A 19513-nucleotide genomic window follows, 5' to 3' on the forward strand; every position below is an offset into this window, starting at 1 on the left:
CACTCCGGACCATTGCCATCGCCTCTTCACACCCGCCCCTGCTTCCGATGAAAGTCGCTCACCGCCACAGCCTCTTGTCCGTCGCCACCCGGCTTTGCTGCGCTGCGATCTTGGCAGGCGGTCTGTCCATCGCCCAGGCACAGCAGAACAACGGCCCAGGGTGGAACGAGCTTTCCGCTGCGCAACGGCTCGCCTTGCGACCGCTGCAGACGCAGTGGGTCAGCATCGACGCCAGCCGCAAGCAGAAGTGGCTGGATGTCGCCACGCGTTATCCCGCCATGCCCGCCGAGCAGCAGCAGCGCCTGCATTCCCGCATGGCGGAATGGGCCGCGATGTCACCCGCGCAACGCAACACCGCGCGCATCCAGTACGAACAGAGCAAGCAGTTGCCGGCGGCCGAGCGCCAGGCGCGCTGGGACGAGTACCAACTGCTGCCGGAAGATCAGCGCCAGGCACTGGCCAAGCAGGCCGCGGGCCGCGCGCCGGCGGCAGCCGCTTCTGCCGCCGCCACCTCTGCTGCCGCCAAACGGGCTGCAGCAGGCCAGGCGCAGACCAAGTCCAACATCGTCGAGCCGGCCCAGCGCCGCATCAAGCCCAGCCCGGTCGGCACCGCCACGGTTCAGGCCACCGTGGGCGCCAGCACCCGGCCCATCAACCAAGGCCCCACCCCGCCACGACACCAGCAGGCCGGCCTGCCCAAGATTGCCGCCACGCCCGGCTTCGTGGACAGCGCCACGCTGCTGCCCCAGCGCGGTCCGCAAGGCGCCGCCGCGACAGAACCCGTTCGCCCGCTTCCCTGATGAATTCACCCGCACCCGCCCCAGCGTCCGTACCCGCCGACGTGATAACTTCCCCGTCCATGCTGCCCACCCCCGGCTTGCGCCGCCGACTGGCTGCCATGCTCTACGAGGGCGTGATCCTCTTCGGTGTGCTGATGGCCAGTGGCTACGTCTACGGCCTGATGACACAGCAACGTCATGCGCTGCAAGGGCGCTGGGGTCTGCAGGCCTTCCTGTTCGTCACGCTGGGCCTCTACTTCGTCTGGTTCTGGACCCGCAGTGGCCAGACCGTCGCCATGAAGACGTGGCATGTGCGGCTGGTCGACAGCCAGGATCAGCCCGTCACGCGCTGGCGTGCCACGGCGCGCTACCTGCTGAGCTGGCTATGGTTTGTGCCGGCCTGGCTGCTGGTCTGGCAGGCCGGATGGCGCAGCGGTGCCAGCTTCACCTGGGCCACGCTGGCCGGCGTGCTGATTTACGCGCTGCTGGCCATGGCCATGCCGCAGCGGCAGTTCCTGCACGACCGCCTCTGCCAGACGCGGCTGGTGACGTGGCGGCCGATGCTGCCCAAGCGCTGAACCCGTCAGACCGACATCCAAGTCGACACATGGCGCTGGCAGAATCGCCCGCCATGTCGAATCCCCACAAAGGCCGCACCGGCCTCGATCGCATCCTCCACGCCACCGGCTACTCGTTCGCCGGCATGGTGGCCGCCTTCCGCCATGAAAGCGCCTTTCGCCAGGAAACCCTTCTGGCGGTGGTGCTGGTGCCGCTGGCCTTCTGGCTCGGGCGCAGTTGGGTCGAGGTTGCGCTGCTGGCCGGCAGCGTCCTGCTGGTGCTGATCGTGGAATTGCTCAACTCGGCGGTCGAAGCCACCGTCGACCGAATCTCTTTCGAATTGCACGACCTGGCCAAGCGCGCCAAGGATTTCGGCAGCGCCGCCGTCTTCCTGGCGCTCGCGCTGTGCGGCACCATCTGGGCTGCTGCGCTCTGGCAGCGCTTTGCCGCCTGATCCCTGACCCCCTCTCATTCGAGACTCCTCCATGCCGCCTCGCCGCCCCAGCCTTTGTGTCTACTGCGGCTCGCGCCCCGGTGACCTGCCCGCCTATGCCGATGCCGCCCGCGAGTTGGGCCGTCTGATCGGCGAGCGCGGCTGGCGCCTCGTCTACGGCGGCGGCAATGTCGGACTGATGGGCATCGTGGCCGACGCCGCGCTGGCGGCAGGCGCTGAAGTGCTGGGCGTGATCCCCGAGTCGCTGATGCGGCGTGAAGTGGGCCACCGGGGCCTGACCGAGTTGCAGGTGGTGCAGACCATGCACGACCGCAAGCAGCAGATGGCCGAGGCGGCAGACGCCTTCGTGGCGCTGCCGGGCGGTATCGGCACCTTCGAGGAACTGTTCGAGGTCTGGACCTGGCGCCACCTCGGCTACCACGCCAAGCCCGTGGCGCTGCTCGACACCGCCGGCTACTACCAGCCGCTGCTGCGCTTCATGCAGCAGGCACGGACCAGCGGCTTCGTCAGCGCCGAGCAGGCCGACATGCTGCAGACGTACGAAGAGCCCGCCGCGCTGATGTCAGCGCTGTCGCAGGCTCTGGACTCGTCTGCGGCCGACTACAGCCGCATCTGAAGGCGATCTCGGTCAGACCGCCGCTTCGTCGGTCTCGCCGGTGCGGATGCGGATGACCTGCTCCACCGAGGTGACGAAGATCTTGCCGTCGCCGATCTTGCCGGTCTTGGCCGCCTTGACGATGGCCTCCAGGCAGCGATCGACGTCGGCGGTCTTGACCACCACCTCGATCTTCACCTTGGGCAGGAAGTCGACCACGTACTCGGCGCCGCGGTACAGCTCGGTGTGACCCTTCTGGCGACCGAAGCCCTTGACCTCGGTGACGGTCAGGCCGGTGACGCCGACTTCCGCCAGGGCCTCGCGGACTTCTTCGAGCTTGAAGGGCTTGATGATGGCGGTGATCTGTTTCATGGACGCTCTCCGAATGCTGAACTGAAAATCAATTTAACCGATTTGGCCGACTTGACCTGAGGGCCGTCGGGTTGACAGGAGCTGGGCGCCCCCGTCATCACTGCAGGGATTACTTCAGGGCCTTGTAGCGGAAGCGCTTCGGACGTGCGCCCTCTTCGCCCAGGCGGCGCTTCTTGTCGGCCTCGTATTCCTGATAGTTGCCGTCGAAGAAGACCCACTGCGAGTCGCCCTCGGCCGCCAGGATATGCGTGCAGATGCGGTCCAGGAACCAGCGATCGTGGCTGATCACCATGGCCGAGCCGGCAAACTCCAGCAGCGCCTCCTCCAGCGCGCGCAGGGTTTCGACGTCCAGGTCGTTGGACGGCTCGTCGAGCATCAGCACGTTGCCGCCCTGCGCCAGCGTCTTGGCCAGGTGCAGGCGGCCACGTTCACCGCCTGAGAGGCTGCCCACCAGCTTCTGCTGGTCGTTGCCCTTGAAGTTGAAGCGGCCGATGTAGGCGCGGCTCGGCATCACGAACTTGCCGACCACGATGTTGTCCAGACCGCCCGAGACGTCCTGCCACACCGTCTTGGTGTCGTCCAGGCTCTGGCGGCTCTGGTCGACGAAGGCCAGCTTGGCGGTCTTGCCGATCTTGACCTCGCCCAGATCGGGCTTCTCGACGCCCTGGATCAGGCGGAACAGCGTCGACTTGCCGGCGCCGTTCGGGCCGATGATGCCGACGATCGCACCGGCCGGCACCTTGAAGCTCAGGTTGTCGATCAGCACGCGGTCGCCGAAGCTCTTGGTGACGCCGTCGAACTCGATCACTTCATTGCCCAGGCGCTCGGCTACCGGAATGAAGATCTCGTTGGTCTCGTTGCGCTTCTGGTAATCGACGTCGCTCAGTTCCTCGAAACGGGCCAGGCGCGCCTTGCTCTTGGCCTGGCGGCCCTTGGCGTTCTTGCGCACCCATTCGAGTTCGATCTTCATCGCCTTGGAGCGGGCGTCCTCGGTCTTCTGCTCCTGCTCCAGGCGCTTGCCCTTGCCTTCGAGCCAGTCGGAGTAGTTGCCCTTGTACGGGAAGCCCTGGCCGCGGTCGAGTTCCAGGATCCACTCAGCCGCGTTGTCGAGGAAGTAGCGATCGTGGGTGATGGCCACCACCGTGCCCGAGAAGCGCTGCAGGAAGTGCTCCAGCCACTCGACCGACTCGGCGTCCAGGTGGTTGGTCGGCTCGTCGAGCAGCAGCATGTCGGGCTTGGACAGCAGCATGCGGCACAGCGCGACCCGGCGCTTCTCACCGCCCGACAGGTTGCCGACGATCGCATCCCACGGCGACAGGCGCAGCGCGTCGGCAGCGATTTCCAGCTGCAGGTCGGTGTTCTCGCTGCCGGCGGCGGCGATGATGGCTTCCAGTTCGGCCTGCTCGGCGGCCAGCTTGTCGAAATCGGCGTTTTCGTCGGCGTACTCGGCGTACACCTCTTCGAGCCGTTTCTGGGCCGCGATCGAGCCACCGATGCCCTCCTCGACCGCCTCGCGCACGGTCTGCTCGGGGTTGAGCTGAGGCTCCTGCGGCAGGTAGCCGATCTTGATGCCCGGCATGGCCGTGGCCTCGCCTTCGATGTCTTTGTCAATGCCGGCCATGATCTTGAGCAAGGTCGACTTGCCCGAGCCGTTGATGCCGAGCACGCCGATCTTGGCGCCGGGGAAGAAGGACAGGGAGACGTCCTTCAGGATCTGGCGCTTCGGCGGCACGATCTTGCCGACGCGGTTCATGGTGAAGACGTATTGGGCCATGGTCTGCTGATAAGGAATGAAGAGAACGCGAAACCGCGAACAACTGTCTATTGTCGCCGCTGGCGCGGGACTTTTCTCAAAGCGGCGGCGGCACGTCGCCCAGCAGCGACGTCGAGAAGTCCGGGCTGCTGACCGGATGGTCGCCACGCGCCCAGGCCAGCAGCGCGTCGGCGGCCATCGGCCGGGCGTAGAAGTAGCCCTGCAACTCGTCGCAGCCCAGCACCAGCAGCAGGTCGCGCTGCAGGGCGGTCTCGACGCCCTCGGCCACCACGCGCAGGCCCAGCGCGTGGGCCAGGCGCACAACGGCGTCGACCACCGCGCGGGCATCGTCGCTGTCGCCCAGGTCCTTGACGAAGCTGCGGTCGATCTTGAGTTCGCGCGCCGGCAGCTGGCGCAGATAGCTCAGGCTGGAATAGCCGGTGCCGAAGTCGTCGATCGACAGCTTCACGCCCAGCTGCCGCAGCCCGAACAGCAGGTCGAGCGTGACGCGGGTGTCCTCCATCGCCACCGTCTCGGTGATCTCGCACGTCAGGCGCGCCGGGTCGACGCCCCGGCGCTGCAACGCGTGGCGTATGCGCTCGGGCAAGTCCGGCTGGCGCAGCTGGTGGGCCGACAGGTTGATGGCCACCCGCATGCTCAGGCCCTGGCCTTCCCAGCGCTGCAGTTGCCGGCTGGCCTCGTCGATGACCCAGTTGCCCAGCGCGTTGATGAGGCCGAAGCGCTCGGCCAGCGGAATGAACACCGCCGGGCTGACCGCGCCGCGCTCCGGGTGCTGCCAGCGCAGCAGCGCCTCGACCCCGCAGATGCGGCCGCTGCGGCCATCGACCTTGGGCTGGTAGTGCAGCGCCAGCTGGCGCCGCTCGATGGCCATGCGCAAGTCCTGCTGCAGCTCGACCTGGTAGGCCGCCGCCACATCCATGTGCGCGGCGTAGACCACCACGCCGGCACCACCGGCGCGCTTGGCGCGGTACATGGCGGCGTCGGCGCAGGCCAGCAGCTTGTCGCGCGGCGCCGGGCCCGGGTACAGCACGATGCCGACCGAGCACGACAGCTGCACATCGCGCCCCGGCACCGGAATCGGCGGGCTGATGCAGGCCAGCAGACGCTCGGCCATGGCCTGCGCGTCGGCCTCGCTGCGCAGGCCTTCCATCAGCACCACGAATTCATCGCCGCCGATGCGCGCCAGCGTGTCCGCGTCCCGCACGGTCTGGCGCAGGCGCTGGCCGATCTCGCTGAGCACGCTGTCGCCCACGGCGTGACCGTAGGTGTCGTTGATGGGCTTGAAGCCGTCCAGATCGACGAACAGCACAGCCAGCCGCTCGGCGTTGTCCACCACCGGGCGGCCAGCCAGCCGATGCGCGCGGCGCTCCAGCCGCAGCAGCGCCTGCTCCAGCCGGTCCTCGAACAGGATGCGGTTGGGCAGGCCGGTGAGCGCATCGCGGAACGCCAGGCGCTGCAGTTCGTCGTTGGCGGTCTGCAGTTGCTCATTGGACGACTGCAGCTGCTCGTTGGCGGTGCGCAGCGACAAGGCTAGGCGCGTGGCCTGGGACTGCTGGCGTGCATCCAGCGCCGAGGTCAGCAGGCTCGCCAGCAGCATCAGTACAGCGGCGGTGAGCACCACCGCCGTCAGACCCGGCCCGCCCAGCTGGTCGGCGGACAGGCACACGGCGCCCGCTGGAAAACCCGCTGCGGCCATGCCGACGTAGTGCATGCCGCCCACGGTCAGCGCCATCAGGCTGGCCGCGCCCAAGGCCGTCAGCGCCGCCACACGGGCGGTACACGCCTCGGCCCGGACGAACAAGGTCAACGCGGCCCAGGAGCCACCGGTCGCCATCAGAACCGACGCAGCCACCCAGCGGCCATCCCAGACGATGGCAGGCGTCAGGTCGATGGCGAGCATGCCGGTGTAGTGCATCAGCACAATGCCCAGTCCGTTCAGGACGGCCGCTTGAATGATCGAGCGGCGAGCCGCGGGCTGCGATCCTTGCAGACCGAGCACGTGCAGCATCAGGGCCGAACTCAGCACTACGCCCAGCCACGAAGCCGCTGTCAGCCCATAGCCGTAACCGATCGGCACCGGCAGCGCGAACGCCAGCATGCCCACAAAGTGCGTCGCCCAGATGCCGGTACCCATGACCAGCGCCCCGACCATCCACCAGATTCGCGCCATGGCCGACTCGTGCGAGCGCATGCGCCGCGTCATGCTGAAGGTCACGAACGAAGACAGCAAGGCCATCAGCAGCGACGCGGCCACCACGCCCGGGTCGTATTGGGTTGGCATGAACTCAGGCATCGATGAACCTCGGGTTGCCACCGAGGCTGACGCTCGAATTGAAGTGAAGCCGGTCCCTGCACATGCGCCGAAGTATCGGCGAGGCGGTCAGAAGAATTCGACGCCGGAGGCTGTAACGCTCGGTGTCGCCGCAGCGGTCGGGGCCGTCGCAGCCCGCACGACCGGAGCCGCCGTGAGCGTGAAGGCCGGCGTGCCGCCCAGGTTCATCTGCTGGATGGACGCCAGCAGCGACGCCTCCATGGCGGCCAGCTGATCCGGCTGCGCGTCCGGATTCGCTTCATCGCACAGGTCGAAGGCACCCAGCACCTCGCTCAGGCCGGCGGCGTGCGCGCCAAGCTCACGGGCGATCTGGTCGGCCCGCTCGGCCAGCGTCACGTTCTGGGAGGTGATGGCGTCCAGCTCGCGCACCGACGTCGTCACGACGGCCAGGTTGTTGGCGTGCTCGTCGGTATCGGCGGAGAGGTTGTTGAAGACCTCATCCACATGCCGCACGGCGGCCACCAGGTTCGTGATGGTGCTCTCGATGCCCGAGGCCATGCGATTGCCGCGCTCCACCGCCTGGGACGACGCGGCAATCAGCTGGCGCACCTCGGCGGCGGCCTGGGCCGACTTGAGCGCGAGCTGGCGCACCTCGGCCGCCACCACCGCAAAACCGCGGCCCTGGGCGCCGGCGCGGGCGGCTTCGATGGCGGCGTTGAGCGCCAGGATGTTGGTCTGGAAGGCGATGCCCTCGATCACCGCCACGATTTCGGTGATGCGGCGCGAGGCCTGGTCGATCTCGCGCATCTGCCCCACCATTTCAATCACCACCTCGCCACTGCGCGTGGCCAGCCCGGAGGCGGACGCGGCCGTGGCACGCGCCGTCACCGATACCTCGGCGCTGGATTTGACGATGATGCTGATCTGCTCCAGGCACAGCGCCACGTCGCGCAGGCCGTTGGCGCTGTGGACGGTGCGCTGGCGCAGTTCGGTGCCGCTTTGCTCCAGCACGCAGCCGGCCTCCTGCACACCGCGCGAAGAAACCGCCACCTGCCGGATCGCGCCGGCCATGCGCTCCTGCACGTGCTTGAGACGCTGACCGAGCGCCGATTCAGCCATCAGCGCATCCAGGTTCAGCCGGATGGGGCCGTCGTGGCCCATGGCGCGCACCAGGAATTCGATGTCGAAGCGTTCACGCTGCGCAATGCTGCCAAGGTAGGCCGCACGACAGAGCCAACCGGTCTGAAGGACCAGAAACAGCGCCGGCCAAGGCCAGACGACCGCGTCGGCCACGCTCGCAGCCGGCAACAACCCCAGCTGCGCCAGCACGACCTGCTCCAGCACGAACGCACCGCCAACACCGGCAATCAGGGGCCAGCGGCGGTACACCGGCAGCAGGCTCATGGTGAGCAGCAGATTCATCTGCAGGGCCACGGAGCCGGGCGACAGCCAGACGCTCAAGCCCGCCGGCACGGCAAAAGCCAGCCCCCAGCAGGCCCTGGGCAGCCGGAAGCCACGCCACCGGGCCACCGCCCAGGCAAGAGCGACAGTTGCCAGCGCCGCCACATTCGTCATGCCCGGCAGCGCATCGACCACGTCCGGCCGCGCCTGCAACTGCACCAGCAACACCGCGAGGTTGGCAGTGACGGCACAACCCAGCCAAAGGTTGACCCAACCCAGACGAGAACGCTGTACCTTGACGCCCATGTTTTTCATCCCTGACCCTTGAGGTTCGACGACAGAGGGTAGCCAGGCGCCGGTCTGCCCGAAAACGCAATAAGCGCAATGAACCACGCCCATCTTCATCGCCAGCGGCTTTGCGGCTGCTTCAAAATAGCCGGATATGAAAAGAATCCTCCTCATTGAAGACCAGTCCGACATTCGGGATTTGATCCGCATGACGCTGGAGATGAAAAGCTTCATCGTGCAGGAGGCCGCCGACGGCACGCAAGGCCTGCAGATGGCGCGCAGCAACCCGCCCGACGCCATCCTGCTCGACCTGATGATGCCCGGCGCCTTGAACGGCCTGATGGTCTGCCAGCAGCTCAAGGCCGACGCACGCCTTCGCGGCTGCCGCGTGGTGGTGCTGACCGGCCGCACCGAGCCCGGTGTGCGCGAGGCCGCACTGCAAGCCGGCGCGGATGAGTTCCTGGTCAAGCCCTTCAGCCCGCGCCAGCTGCTGCAGGTCATCCAGCGCCTGGCCTGAGTCAGACCTGACCGCGATGACACCGACTGTGGCTGCCACCTCCCCGTCCCCCAGCCCCTTGATGCACAAGCCGAGAAACTGGCTGCGCATCGTGGGAGCGATGCTGGTGCTGGCGTTCATCACGGTCGGCACCATTCAGTGGCACCAGTACCAGCTGTTCAACAACAGCATCAATGATCCGCGCGACAACCTGGCCTACGCACTGCTGCAATTCGAGGCGCAGTTCCAGAACCTGCGCCACGGTCTGCTCGAAGTGACCGACACGGTGACCGACGATCAGATGGCCGAGGTCACGCTGCGCTATGAGCTGTTCGTCAGCCGCATCGATCTGGTCACGCCTGAGCGCACCGAGCGGCTGTTTCCCGCCAACGAGTGGCACCAGGCCCTGATGAAACGGATCGACAACTTCGTGCTGCAGGCCGATCAGTCCCTGGGCGAAGCGCCCCGGCAGCCCTTCAGCCCGGCGCAAGCGCGGGGCATGCTCGCCCAGCTCGAACCCATGCGCGACCCGGTCCACACGCTGGCCATGCTCGGGCTGCAGCGCAACGGCGAGCTGATTGCGCAGCGCAATCAGGCCGCACGCGAGCAAAACCGCATGGGCATTGCCGTGACGGTGTTCATGTCGCTGCTGACGCTGGCTTTTGCCTGGGCGGCACGGCGCCAGTTCAACCAGTCCGAGCAGCGCCGCCTCACGCTCGAAGTCCTGACCACCACCCTGCGGCAGGCACACGCCACCGCCGAAGCCGCCAGCCAGGCCAAGAGCGAATTCCTGGCCACCATGAGTCACGAACTGCGCACGCCCTTCAACGGCATGCTGGGCATGCTGGAGCTGATGCAGGACGACCCGCTGACACCCCGCCAGCTCGACTACATCGCCACCGCCACCGCCTCGGGGCAGCACCTGCTGGGCATCCTGAACGACATCCTGGACGCCGCCAAGCTCGAATCCGACCGCATGCAGATCCACCTGGCGCCGCTGTGCATGGCGCAGTTGACGCACGACGTCGAGGCGCTGATCGCCCCGGTGGCGCGCTCGCAGTCGCTGGCGTTTCACTGCGAAGTGGCGCCCGATATCCCCGCCTGGGTGCGCAGCGACGGCATGCGCATCAAGCAGATCCTGCTCAACCTGCTGTCCAACGCCGTGAAGTTCTCGGCCGAGGGCGGCGTGAGCCTGGTCGTGCGCCGCGTCAGCCCGCAGAGCGGGCGGCAGGATGAGCGCCTGTGGATCGAGTTCATCATCACCGACACCGGCATCGGCATGGACGAGGCGGCGCTGGCGCAACTCTTCAAGCGCTTTTCGCAGGCCGACTCCAGCATCTCGCGCCGCTTTGGCGGCACCGGCCTGGGACTGGAAATATCGCGCAACCTGGCACGCCTGCTGGCGGGCGACATCCACGTACAAAGCCAGCCCGGCCAGGGCAGCACCTTCACGCTGCAGCTGCCGCTGCAGGCCATGGCCGCACCGGCAACCGCCGAGCCACCCTTGCACCACACCGCCCCGACCGGCATCAGGAACCTCGCACAGGGCCTCGACATCCTGGTCGTGGAAGACCACCCGGTGAACCGCCGCCTGATCCAGACCCACCTGCAGCAACTGGGCTGCGAGCCGCGTCTGGCGGAGAACGGCCTGCTGGCCGTGCAAGCCACACAGGAACGCACGCCCGACCTGATTTTCATGGACCTGCACATGCCCGAGATGAACGGGCTGGACGCCACCCGGGCCATCCGCCGGCTGACCACCGCGGCCGGCCAGGTCAAGATCGTGGCGCTCACGGCCGATGCGTCCGGCGAGTCGCGCGAGAAAGCCCTCGGCGCCGGCATGAACGACTTCCTGAGCAAGCCGGTGCGGCGCAAGGACATCGAAGAGGTGCTGCGCCGCCACTGCGCCACGGCCACGCCCGAACCGGCGCCCGTCATGGCCGCAGAGCCCGCCACCGCCCACCACGGCAACGGCAACGGCAACGGCAACGGCAACGGCAACGGCAGCGAAACCTGGGACGCCTGGATCCAGGAGCTGCTCGACCACGACCTGATCACCGAGTTGCGCGAAGACATCACGCCGCAGGGCTACGCCCGCATGCTCGACCGCTTGCTGGCCGACCAGTCGCGCTCGTATCTCAACGTCATCGAGACGCTCCACAGCGGCGACTTCCAGGAATTGAAGGAACGCGCGCACAGCCTCAAGGGCGCGGCTGCGAGCTTCGGCCTCAAGGGCGTGGCGGCCGTCGCGCTGCAACTGGAGCGCGCCGGGGTCGAGCTGCCTTCGACCGAGGCGCCGCTGCTGGAGCAGCAACTGCAAACCGTCTGGTCCCACACCCGCCAAGCCTGCGTCGAACTGGGCCTGGCCAGCTCCGGCGTCATCGAAGCGCGCGACACCAGCGATACCGCCTGAAACATCATCGCGTTGACGAACCGCAGCAGCGCGCACCGAGCGGGGCTGTGGCGCTCTAAGATCAAAGTCTTGGCAATTCAGATTGCCGATGCTGCCGATTTCCGGTCTTTTTCGACGATTCACCGACGCTTTTCAAAGGCCGCAGTCCGCCATGACACTCACCCCATCGCCCTCCCGGATTCGCGGCTTCACGCTGATCGAGCTGATGATCACGGTCGCCGTCGTCGGCATCCTGGCCGCCATCGCCCTGCCCTCCTACAGCGACTACCTGCGCCGGGGCGAGGTGCCCGAGGCCTTCACCATCCTGAGCAACTCCCGCGTGCAGATGGAGCAGTACTACCAGGACAACCGCAACTACGGCACGGGCGCCACCTGCGCGGGCGGCGCCATTGCGGCAGCACCCGCCGGCAGCAAGTTCTTCACCTACAGCTGTGCGCTGGGCGGCACCGACCAGAGCTACACGCTCACGGCCACCGGCACCGGCAAGCGCACGACCGGCCACGTCTACACGCTGACCGAATCCAACGTGCAAAGCACGACCCAGTTCAAGGGCACCACGGTCAGCAAGAGCTGCTGGATGGTCCGGGGCAGCGAATGCTGAGCCCAACCGCACCGCGCCGGGGCCTGACGCTCATCGAGCTGATGGTCGCGCTGGTGGTGCTGGGCGGCCTGCTGGTGCTGGCCATGCCCTCGGTGGGCCAGTGGCTGCGCAACATCCAGATCCGCAATGCGGGCGAATCCCTCATCAGCGGTCTGCAGCAGGCGCGCGCCGAAGCCGTGCGGCGCAACCAGAACGTGATCTTCTCGCTCGTGAGCACCGCCAGCGGCAACGCCGGCCTGCTCGACAGCAGTTGCGCGCTCTCCAGCAGCTCCGCCTCGTGGGTCGTGAGCCTGAGCAGCCCGGAAGGGCAGTGCGACCAGGTCCCGAGCGTCGTCACCACCAGCACCGCTGCGCCGCAGATCATTGCCAAGCACGCGCACGGCGACGGCTCGGCCAACGTCAGCCTGGCGGTGCGCGCCACCGACTGCACCACGGCCGCCACCGCCACCCAGGTCACCTTCAACGGCTATGGCCGGCCGGCCAACACCACCTCGCTGCGCTGCCTGATCCTGAGCCACAGCAACGCCAGCACCCGACCGCTGCGCGTGCTGATCGGCGCCAACGGCAGCACGCGTCTGTGCGACCCCGCCGTGACCGCCACCGACGACCCGCGCCGCTGCGCCATCAACTGAAGCACAGCCCCATGCGCAAGATCCGCACGAACTCCCCCGCCACACGCGGCTTTGCCATGATCGAGGCGCTGATCGCGCTGCTGATCTTCTCGTTCGCCGCGCTCGGGCTGGTCGGCCTGCAGGCGTCGATGGTGCGTGCCACCGGCAGCGCCAAGTACCGCGCCGAGGCCGCCTACCTGGTCAACGACCTGGTCGGCACGATGTGGGCCGATGGCGCGCGCTCCGCCGACCTCATCAAGTACCGCGACGGCTGCGACAGCCACGCACCCTGCAAGAACTGGAAGGACAAGGTCGCGAGCCTGCTGCCCGGCAGCACGGCCACGCTGGTCATCGATCCCAACAGCGGCGAACTCGACATCACGCTGACCTGGCAGGTGCCCGGTGAAGGCAGCCACGCCTACACCACTACCACGGCCATCAACGCCAACGTGATCGCCTCGCCCTGAGCTTCATCGAGATGACTTCGCACCCCACTCCCCTCCACCGGCGCGCCCGTGGCGTTTCGCTGATCGAACTCATGATCGGCATGGCCATCGGCCTGCTGGCCGTGCTGGTCATGACACAGGTCACCGTGGTCTTCGAAGGCCGCAAGCGCAGCACCACCAGCGGATCGGACGCCCAGGTCAACGGCGCACTGGCCCTGCAGACGCTGCAGCGCGACATCCAGATGGCCGGCTACGGCATGACCAGCGGCGGCGCGGCCGGCTGCACGCTGCGCGGCCAGCGTGGCTCCATCGTGCCGCCCTGGGACAGCCAGCCGCTGGTGGGCGTGCGCATCACCCAGGGCGCCAGCGATGCGCCCGACAGCCTCGACATCCTGATGAGCAACCAGCGCGCTTTCTCGCTGCCGGTGCGGGTAGCCGAAGATCACCCCAAAGGCGCCACCTTCTTCAGAATCGACACCCGGACCAATCTTGGCAACGCCCAGAGCGATCTGATGGTCGCCGTGCCCAACCCCAGCCCGGTGGGCGCGCAAGCCGCTGTCAACCTGTGTGCCGTGTTCAACATCAGTACAGCCCCCACGGGCGACACGCTCGAACACGTCGCCAGCGCGGCCAGCGGGCCCTGGAACCAAGACAGCACGGCCTCTCCGCGGGTCTTCCCCGGCGTCGATGAAGCCGCCATCAGCTACGCCGCCGGCAGCCACCTGATCAACCTCGGCCAACTCACGCACCGCAGCTACAGCGTGCGCAACGGCTCGCTGTGCCTGGCCAGCTTCGACAGCACCGCCGGCGCGTTCACCACCACCGCCACCAGCGGGCAGGCCTGCTACCTGAGCACGGACACCACGCGCGAGGACCTCTACGCGCAGGTCATCAACCTGCAGGCGGTCTACGGCCTGGACACCACCAGCCCGCGCGACAACGTGGTCGACAGCTGGTCCGCGACCTCCCCCACCACGCAAGCCGGCTGGGCGCAGGTGATCGCCATCCGCTTGGCCGTGGTCGCCCGCACCACCCAGTACGAAGGCAAGCCCGGCGACACCACCTTCGCCACCAACGCCGAGCCGAGCTGGAAGCCCGACGGCGCCACCGCCTCCACGCTCAAGGTACAAAGCCTCGTCACCTGCCCCGCCAGCGACACCAACTGCTGGAAGCACTACCGCTACCGCGTCTTCGAAACCGTGGTGCCGCTGCGCAACATGCTCTGGCAATCATGATGAAGCTCACGACGAAGCTCAACCCCTCACTGTCCGCCGCCCGGCAGCGCGGCGCCTCGCTGCTGTTTGCGCTCATCACGGTCGTGGCGCTGTCGCTGGCGGCCGTGGCGCTGATCCGCTCGGTCGACACCGGCGCCGGCATCCTGGGCAACCTCAGCTTCAAGCAGGACAGCCTGCTGGCCACCGACGAGGCCACGCGCCAGGCCGTCACCTGGCTGGGCAACAACATTGCCGGCGCCACGCTGCACAACAGCATCGTGGCGCAAGGCTACTCGGCCCTGCACCTGGCCGCGCTCGACCCCACCGGCACCCGGGTCGACGCCACCCGCGTGGTGGTCGACTGGGCCGACAAGCCCTGCACCAGCTACGCCGGCGGCAGCTACGCCAGCTGCTTCAGCCCCGCCACGCTGCCCACGCTGGCCAATGGCGTCAAGGCACAGTACGTGGTGCTGCGCCTGTGCTCGGCAGCGGGCGACGCGACCGCAGGCACCATCAGCTGCGCCAAACCACTGACCTCATCGACCTCCATCAGCGGCGAGCGCGGCGAGATCGGCGCGCAGAACACCGGCCGCGTCGGCGCCAGCGCCCTGGCACAGTATTTCCGCGTCATCGTCCGCACCCAGGGCGCCCGCCAGACCGTCAGCACCACCGAGACGCTGGTGCACTTTTGACCCGTCACTTCAGTTGTGACCGACCCGAGAACGCCATGAACAAGCGCATGTCCCCCTCGTCTCCGCTGCGGTTGCTGGCGTGGCTGGTGCCGCTGCTGGCACTGCTGGCACCGGGCCTGCTGCGCAACGCCACAGCCGCCCCGGCCGACATCTCCGCCCTGCCGCTGGGCACCGTCAGCACCCAGAAGGCCAAGCCCAACCTGATGTTCGTGCTGGACAACTCAGGCTCGATGGCCTGGGACTTCATGCCGGACGAGCTGAACACCAGCAACGGCGAAACAGCAGACCTTACTTACGGCTACTTTTCGCCACAGTGCAATGGCGTGGCCTACAACCCGGCCATCACGTACACACCGCCCATCAAGGCCGACGGCACCTACTACGCGGCGGCCAGTTTCAGCAGCGCCAAGATCGATGGCTACGCCAGCAGCAGCGGTACCGTCAACCTGGGCAGCAGCGATGTCAGCTACACGTCGGACTGGATTTCGTTGGTTCACCGCAATTACTACTACGTCTACAAAAGCCCCGGCATCCAGCCGGCCATGAACTGGACCTACGCCAGCAACGGCTCAGTCGATACCGGCACCACCTTCTACCGCGAGTGCATGGTCAACTCCGTCGGGCAGAACGTCTTTGCGCAGGTGCTGCTGAGCAGCCTGACAACGGCTCAAAAACAAAATTACGCCAACTGGTTTTCGTACTACCGCACCCGGCGGCTGATGATGCGGTCTGCTTCAGGGCCAGCGTTTCAGAAACTTGGCTCCGATTTCCGCGTCGGCTTCACCAAAATCAGCGACACCACGGCAGACCCCAGCAACGGGTTCCTCAATGTCAGCGACTTTGATGCCGCCCAGAAAACCCTTTTCTTTGATCGGCTGTACGCCACCACAGGCGACAGCTGGACCCCTTTGCGGGGCGCATTGAGCAAGGTCGGCCGCTACTACGGCAACCGCCTCACCGGCCAGACCGACCCCAACCCCAACAAATACAGCTGCCAGCGCAATTACACGCTGCTGACCACTGACGGCTACTGGAATACCAACACGGAAGGTGGCGGCTACGGCCCGTATCAGCTCAACGGCAGCACGGCAGTAGGCCAGCAGGACGGAAATGAAGTACGGCCGATGAAGGACGGGGCGAGCAGCAATTACACCGTCCAGACCACAGATATTTCAACCAGCGTCAGGACAGAAACCACACCACTGAACTGGCAGCGACACCACGTGACGCAATCAGGCTCTGTTCTCTTTCCAGCCAGCGGCTGCGGCTTGTTGGCGCCATTCAAGGTGACAGACCAGCCACAACGCTGCAATCCGAACAAGACGGGCACGACAACCGAGAACTTCAACGTCACGACCACCACGATCACAACAAAGACCTATTCGGATGGCCTGCTGACCAATACCACGGTCGTTGGCCCTGACAACTCTGAAACGTCAACAGGCAGTTCCACAAACCCCAGCAGCTCGCCGTCCTGCTCCAGTTGGAACAACTACGGCACAGCATCAAATTACTGCGTCTCTCTACTGAACCTCCCGGCACTGTTTGCTTCTCTGGGCGTTGGCAGTAGTGGCGGTAACTCAACGCCGATCTGGGTAAGCAGCCCCAGCTCCAGCGTCAGCACCGTCCCCGTGCTTCAGCCTGCGAGTCCGCCGGTGACCTCACCAACCACCACAAGTGGGGGCGACAGCAACACCCTGGCCGACATCGCTGAGTACTACTACATCAACGACCTGCGCTCGGACATTGAAGACCATGTGCCGGGCTTCGATCGGGACACCAACACGAAGCAGCACATGACCACCTTCACGCTGGGCCTGGGTTTGCGCGGCACGCTGGCCTACGACCGCAACTACCTGACGCAGACCACCGGCGACTTTGTTGCGCTCAAGAACGGCACCAAGAACTGGCCGGTGCCCAGCGGCACGCTGGGCGGCAGTTCCAACGCCACCCACATCGACGACCTCTGGCACGCCGCCGTCAACGGTCGCGGCCAGTACTTCTCGGCCACCGACCCGACCACGCTGGCCGACGCCATCAGCACCACGCTCAACGAGATCAACAAGGCCAACGGCAGCGGTGCAGCGGCCGCCGCCAGCGCACTCACGCCGGTGTCGGGCGACGACTGGCTGTTCCTGCCCAGCTACACCACGATGGACTGGACGGGTGACCTGCGCGCCTTCCGCTTCACCTTTGACGCCAGCGGCAACCTGGTCGCCCCCGCCACGACCGACGCCAACAAGGTCTGGAGCGCCCGCGACGTGCTGGACGCCCGCAGCACCGCGCGCAACGTCTGGTTCAACAAATCCGGCGCGCTGGCCGCATTCACCTACGCCAACCTGACCACCGCCGGGCGCAACACGCTGTTCGATGTCAGCTGCACGACCGGTGCTGCGCTCAGGCCCTCGCAGTGCAACAGCATCACCAACGCCACCGCGCTGTCCAAGATGACCGGCACCAATCTGGTGAGCTACCTGGGCGGCGATACCTCGCTGTACCTCAGCAACGCCAGCGCCAGCTCGCAGGTCTTCCGCAGCCGGGCGTCGCGCCTGGGTGACCTGATCAACGCCACGCCGGTCTACGTCGGCAAGCCGCCGTTCAAGTACGCCGACGCGGGCTACTCCAGCTACGCCAGCGCCAAGGCCGGCCGCACCAAGGTGGTCTACGTGGCGGCCAACGACGGCATGCTGCACGCCTTCAAGGTGAGCGACGACAGCACCGGCGGCACCGAGCTGTGGGCCTATGTGCCCACCGCCGTGATGGCCAACCTGTGGCATCTGGCCGACAAGAACTACGGCAGCGACCATCGCTACTTCGTCGATGCCGCACCCAACATCGCCGACGTGTACGACGGCACCCAGTGGCGCACGATCCTGGTCGGCGGGCTGGGCGCGGGTGGGCGCGGCTATTACGCGCTGGACGTCACCGTGCCCGAGACGCCCACGCTGCTCTGGGAGATCAGCAGCAGCACCAGCGGCTTCGAGAACCTGGGCCTGACCTACGGCAACCCCATCATCACCAAGAACGCCGCCGGCACCTGGGTGGTGGCCTTCACCACCGGCACCAACAACGTCTCGGCAGGTGACGGCGTGGGGCGGCTCTACACCGTCAACGCCGTCACCGGCGCGCTGGTGACCACCGTCGCCACCACGGCGGGCGACAGCACCACGCCCAGCAACCTGGGCCGCATCAACGCCTGGGTGAAGGCCGACACCGACAACACCGCACAGCGCTTCTATGCCGGCGACATGCTGGGCAACCTGTGGCGCTTCGACCCCGATGACCGCACGCCGCCCTCGGGCAGCGAGGCGGTGTTGCTGGGCCGGGCGCTGACAGCCAGCGGCACGGCCCAGCCCATCACCAGCAAGCCGGTGCTGACCGAGGTGACGCTGGGCAGCCAGGGCGTGGCGATGGTGTCTTTCGGCACCGGCCGCATGCTGGGCGTGACCGACCTGACCGATACGACGCGGCAGAGCATCTACTCGGTCAAGGACAGCCTGGCCGCCACCGGCCTGGGCGTGCTGCGTACCACTGCCACCTCAGGCCTGGTGCAGCAGGCGCTGGGCAGCAACCGGCTGCTCGCGAGCCCCAAGACGGTGGACTGGAGCACGCAGAACGGCTGGTTCGTCGACCTCGACCAACCCGCCAGCGGCACGCCGCGCGAGCGCGTCACGCTCGACGGCATCCCGCTGGCCGCCGGCGTGCTGGCGTTCGTGTCGACCGAGCCGATCGACGACGCCTGCAGCCAGGGCGGCCAGTCCTACCTCTACCAGTTCGACCTCAACAACGGCGCGGTGCTGGCGGTGACGCCCTACACCAGCATCGTCGTCGGCCTGAACCGGGTGGTGGGCACGGGCGACAAGGTCAGCGCCATCGTCACGACGCAGAAGCAGGAGATCAAGCTCCAGGCCTCGGGCGGCAGCAGCCTGCCCGCCAGCTTCAACGTCAAGCGCAGCGGCTGGCGTGAGTTGATCGATTGAGGGGGCGCCTCATTCTCATCACCACCGCCGTCCTGCTGGCTCACCTCGCCCTGTTCACCTCACGCCCTGCGCGCGACACCCGGCAAGGCACAACGCCTGCAGCAACGCGATCGATCCAGGTCCGCATCGTCACGACAGAGCCCAGCCCGGCCCCTGAAGCGCCCACCGGGGTTGCGCCCGAACCGCAGCCCAAGGTAGACGCAGGCGCTGACGCCAGCGCCGATCCCGACGACCGCTACCTGCCCCGCAGCGCCCTGAGCCGCGCACCGGCCGCCCTGCAACAGGTGGAGTTGCCTTACCCCGAGGCCGCGCCGCTGGGCCAATACCGGGCGGTGCTGACGCTGTTCATCGACGCACAAGGCCGCGTACGACGGGTGCGGGCCGCGCCGGGCTTGCCGGCGGCGCTGGAGGAGGCGGCGCGGCAGGCGTTTCTGGCCGCAAACTTCTCGCCCGGCGAGGTCGACGGCCGGGCGGTGCGCTCGCAAATGCGCGTGGAAGTCGAATTCAGCGCCGAGTTGGCCGGCCAGAGCCGGGCGCCGCGCTGATCGCAACGGCGCGCGACCAGCG

Annotated in this window: 17 protein-coding genes; 13 read left to right on the forward strand and 4 right to left on the reverse strand. The window is 67.2% G+C overall.

The window, feature by feature from the left end; all coding sequences use genetic code 11:
* The first annotated feature begins 47 nt into the window (after positions 1 to 47).
* From AC5IG3_RS05195 to AC5IG3_RS05210, 4 genes are read left to right on the forward strand one after another with little or no spacing between them, the layout of a single operon-like run.
* Positions 48 to 800 carry a DUF3106 domain-containing protein gene (locus AC5IG3_RS05195; protein WP_491905239.1) on the forward strand — a complete coding sequence of 251 codons (753 nt, stop codon included), beginning with the start codon at positions 48 to 50 and terminating at the stop codon, positions 798 to 800.
* Between the two features lie 59 nt (positions 801 to 859).
* On the forward strand, positions 860 to 1357 hold the full coding sequence (locus AC5IG3_RS05200) for an RDD family protein (protein ID WP_491905240.1): 498 nt from the start codon (positions 860 to 862) through the stop codon (positions 1355 to 1357).
* A 53-nt stretch (positions 1358 to 1410) separates the two neighbouring features.
* Complete coding sequence (locus AC5IG3_RS05205) at positions 1411 to 1791, forward strand: diacylglycerol kinase (RefSeq protein ID WP_491905241.1); 381 nt, start codon at positions 1411 to 1413, stop codon at positions 1789 to 1791.
* 31 nt (positions 1792 to 1822) lie between these two features.
* Entirely contained in the window at positions 1823 to 2407 is a 585-nt protein-coding gene (locus AC5IG3_RS05210) for an LOG family protein (RefSeq protein ID WP_491905242.1), read from the forward strand.
* A gap of 12 nt (positions 2408 to 2419) precedes the next feature.
* Here the strand turns inward: AC5IG3_RS05210 and AC5IG3_RS05215 are convergent, their stop codons facing one another.
* The 4 genes from AC5IG3_RS05215 to AC5IG3_RS05230 form a co-directional block, all read right to left on the reverse strand.
* Positions 2420 to 2758, reverse strand: a complete 339-nt coding sequence (locus AC5IG3_RS05215; RefSeq protein ID WP_491905243.1) for a P-II family nitrogen regulator — start codon at positions 2756 to 2758, stop codon at positions 2420 to 2422.
* Between the two features lie 109 nt (positions 2759 to 2867).
* Positions 2868 to 4532 carry an energy-dependent translational throttle protein EttA gene (ettA, locus tag AC5IG3_RS05220; RefSeq protein ID WP_491905244.1) on the reverse strand — a complete coding sequence of 555 codons (1665 nt, stop codon included), beginning with the start codon at positions 4530 to 4532 and terminating at the stop codon, positions 2868 to 2870.
* Between the two features lie 76 nt (positions 4533 to 4608).
* A complete protein-coding gene (locus AC5IG3_RS05225; RefSeq protein ID WP_491905245.1) occupies positions 4609 to 6825 on the reverse strand; it encodes a putative bifunctional diguanylate cyclase/phosphodiesterase in 2217 nt (738 codons plus the stop codon).
* Between the two features lie 87 nt (positions 6826 to 6912).
* The gene (locus AC5IG3_RS05230; RefSeq protein WP_491905246.1) at positions 6913 to 8511 is read right to left on the reverse strand and encodes a methyl-accepting chemotaxis protein; all 1599 of its coding nucleotides are present in this window, start codon (positions 8509 to 8511) and stop codon (positions 6913 to 6915) included.
* A 136-nt stretch (positions 8512 to 8647) separates the two neighbouring features.
* Between AC5IG3_RS05230 and AC5IG3_RS05235 the strand changes: the two genes are divergently transcribed.
* The 9 genes from AC5IG3_RS05235 to AC5IG3_RS05275 all read left to right on the forward strand — a co-directional run bounded on the left by AC5IG3_RS05235 (position 8648) and on the right by AC5IG3_RS05275 (position 19491).
* Positions 8648 to 9010, forward strand: coding sequence for a response regulator transcription factor (locus AC5IG3_RS05235; RefSeq protein ID WP_491905247.1), 363 nt, complete (start codon positions 8648 to 8650; stop codon positions 9008 to 9010).
* A 61-nt stretch (positions 9011 to 9071) separates the two neighbouring features.
* Complete coding sequence (locus AC5IG3_RS05240) at positions 9072 to 11402, forward strand: response regulator (RefSeq protein WP_491905248.1); 2331 nt, start codon at positions 9072 to 9074, stop codon at positions 11400 to 11402.
* 151 nt (positions 11403 to 11553) lie between these two features.
* Positions 11554 to 12003: a type IV pilin protein gene (locus tag AC5IG3_RS05245; protein ID WP_491905249.1), complete on the forward strand. Its 450-nt coding sequence runs from the start codon at positions 11554 to 11556 to the stop codon at positions 12001 to 12003.
* Positions 11997 to 12635: a GspH/FimT family pseudopilin gene (locus tag AC5IG3_RS05250; RefSeq protein ID WP_491905250.1), complete on the forward strand. Its 639-nt coding sequence runs from the start codon at positions 11997 to 11999 to the stop codon at positions 12633 to 12635. The genes AC5IG3_RS05245 and AC5IG3_RS05250 overlap by 7 nt, the downstream gene beginning before the upstream one ends.
* Before the next feature lie 11 nt (positions 12636 to 12646).
* Positions 12647 to 13081 carry a type IV pilus modification PilV family protein gene (locus AC5IG3_RS05255; protein WP_491905251.1) on the forward strand — a complete coding sequence of 145 codons (435 nt, stop codon included), beginning with the start codon at positions 12647 to 12649 and terminating at the stop codon, positions 13079 to 13081.
* Positions 13082 to 13092: 11 nt separating this feature from the next.
* Positions 13093 to 14295, forward strand: coding sequence for a PilW family protein (locus AC5IG3_RS05260; RefSeq protein WP_491905252.1), 1203 nt, complete (start codon positions 13093 to 13095; stop codon positions 14293 to 14295).
* Entirely contained in the window at positions 14295 to 14966 is a 672-nt protein-coding gene (locus AC5IG3_RS05265) for a pilus assembly PilX family protein (RefSeq protein ID WP_491905253.1), read from the forward strand. The genes AC5IG3_RS05260 and AC5IG3_RS05265 overlap by 1 nt, the downstream gene beginning before the upstream one ends.
* A gap of 47 nt (positions 14967 to 15013) precedes the next feature.
* Positions 15014 to 18946, forward strand: coding sequence for a pilus assembly protein (locus tag AC5IG3_RS05270; protein WP_491905254.1), 3933 nt, complete (start codon positions 15014 to 15016; stop codon positions 18944 to 18946).
* Positions 18943 to 19491, forward strand: coding sequence for an energy transducer TonB (locus AC5IG3_RS05275; protein ID WP_491905255.1), 549 nt, complete (start codon positions 18943 to 18945; stop codon positions 19489 to 19491). Before AC5IG3_RS05270 ends, AC5IG3_RS05275 begins: the two co-directional genes overlap by 4 nt.
* The last annotated feature ends 22 nt before the right edge of the window (positions 19492 to 19513 follow it).

This window comes from Leptothrix sp. (in: b-proteobacteria), assembly GCF_965250675.1.
GTDB lineage: Bacteria > Pseudomonadota > Gammaproteobacteria > Burkholderiales > Burkholderiaceae_C > Sphaerotilus.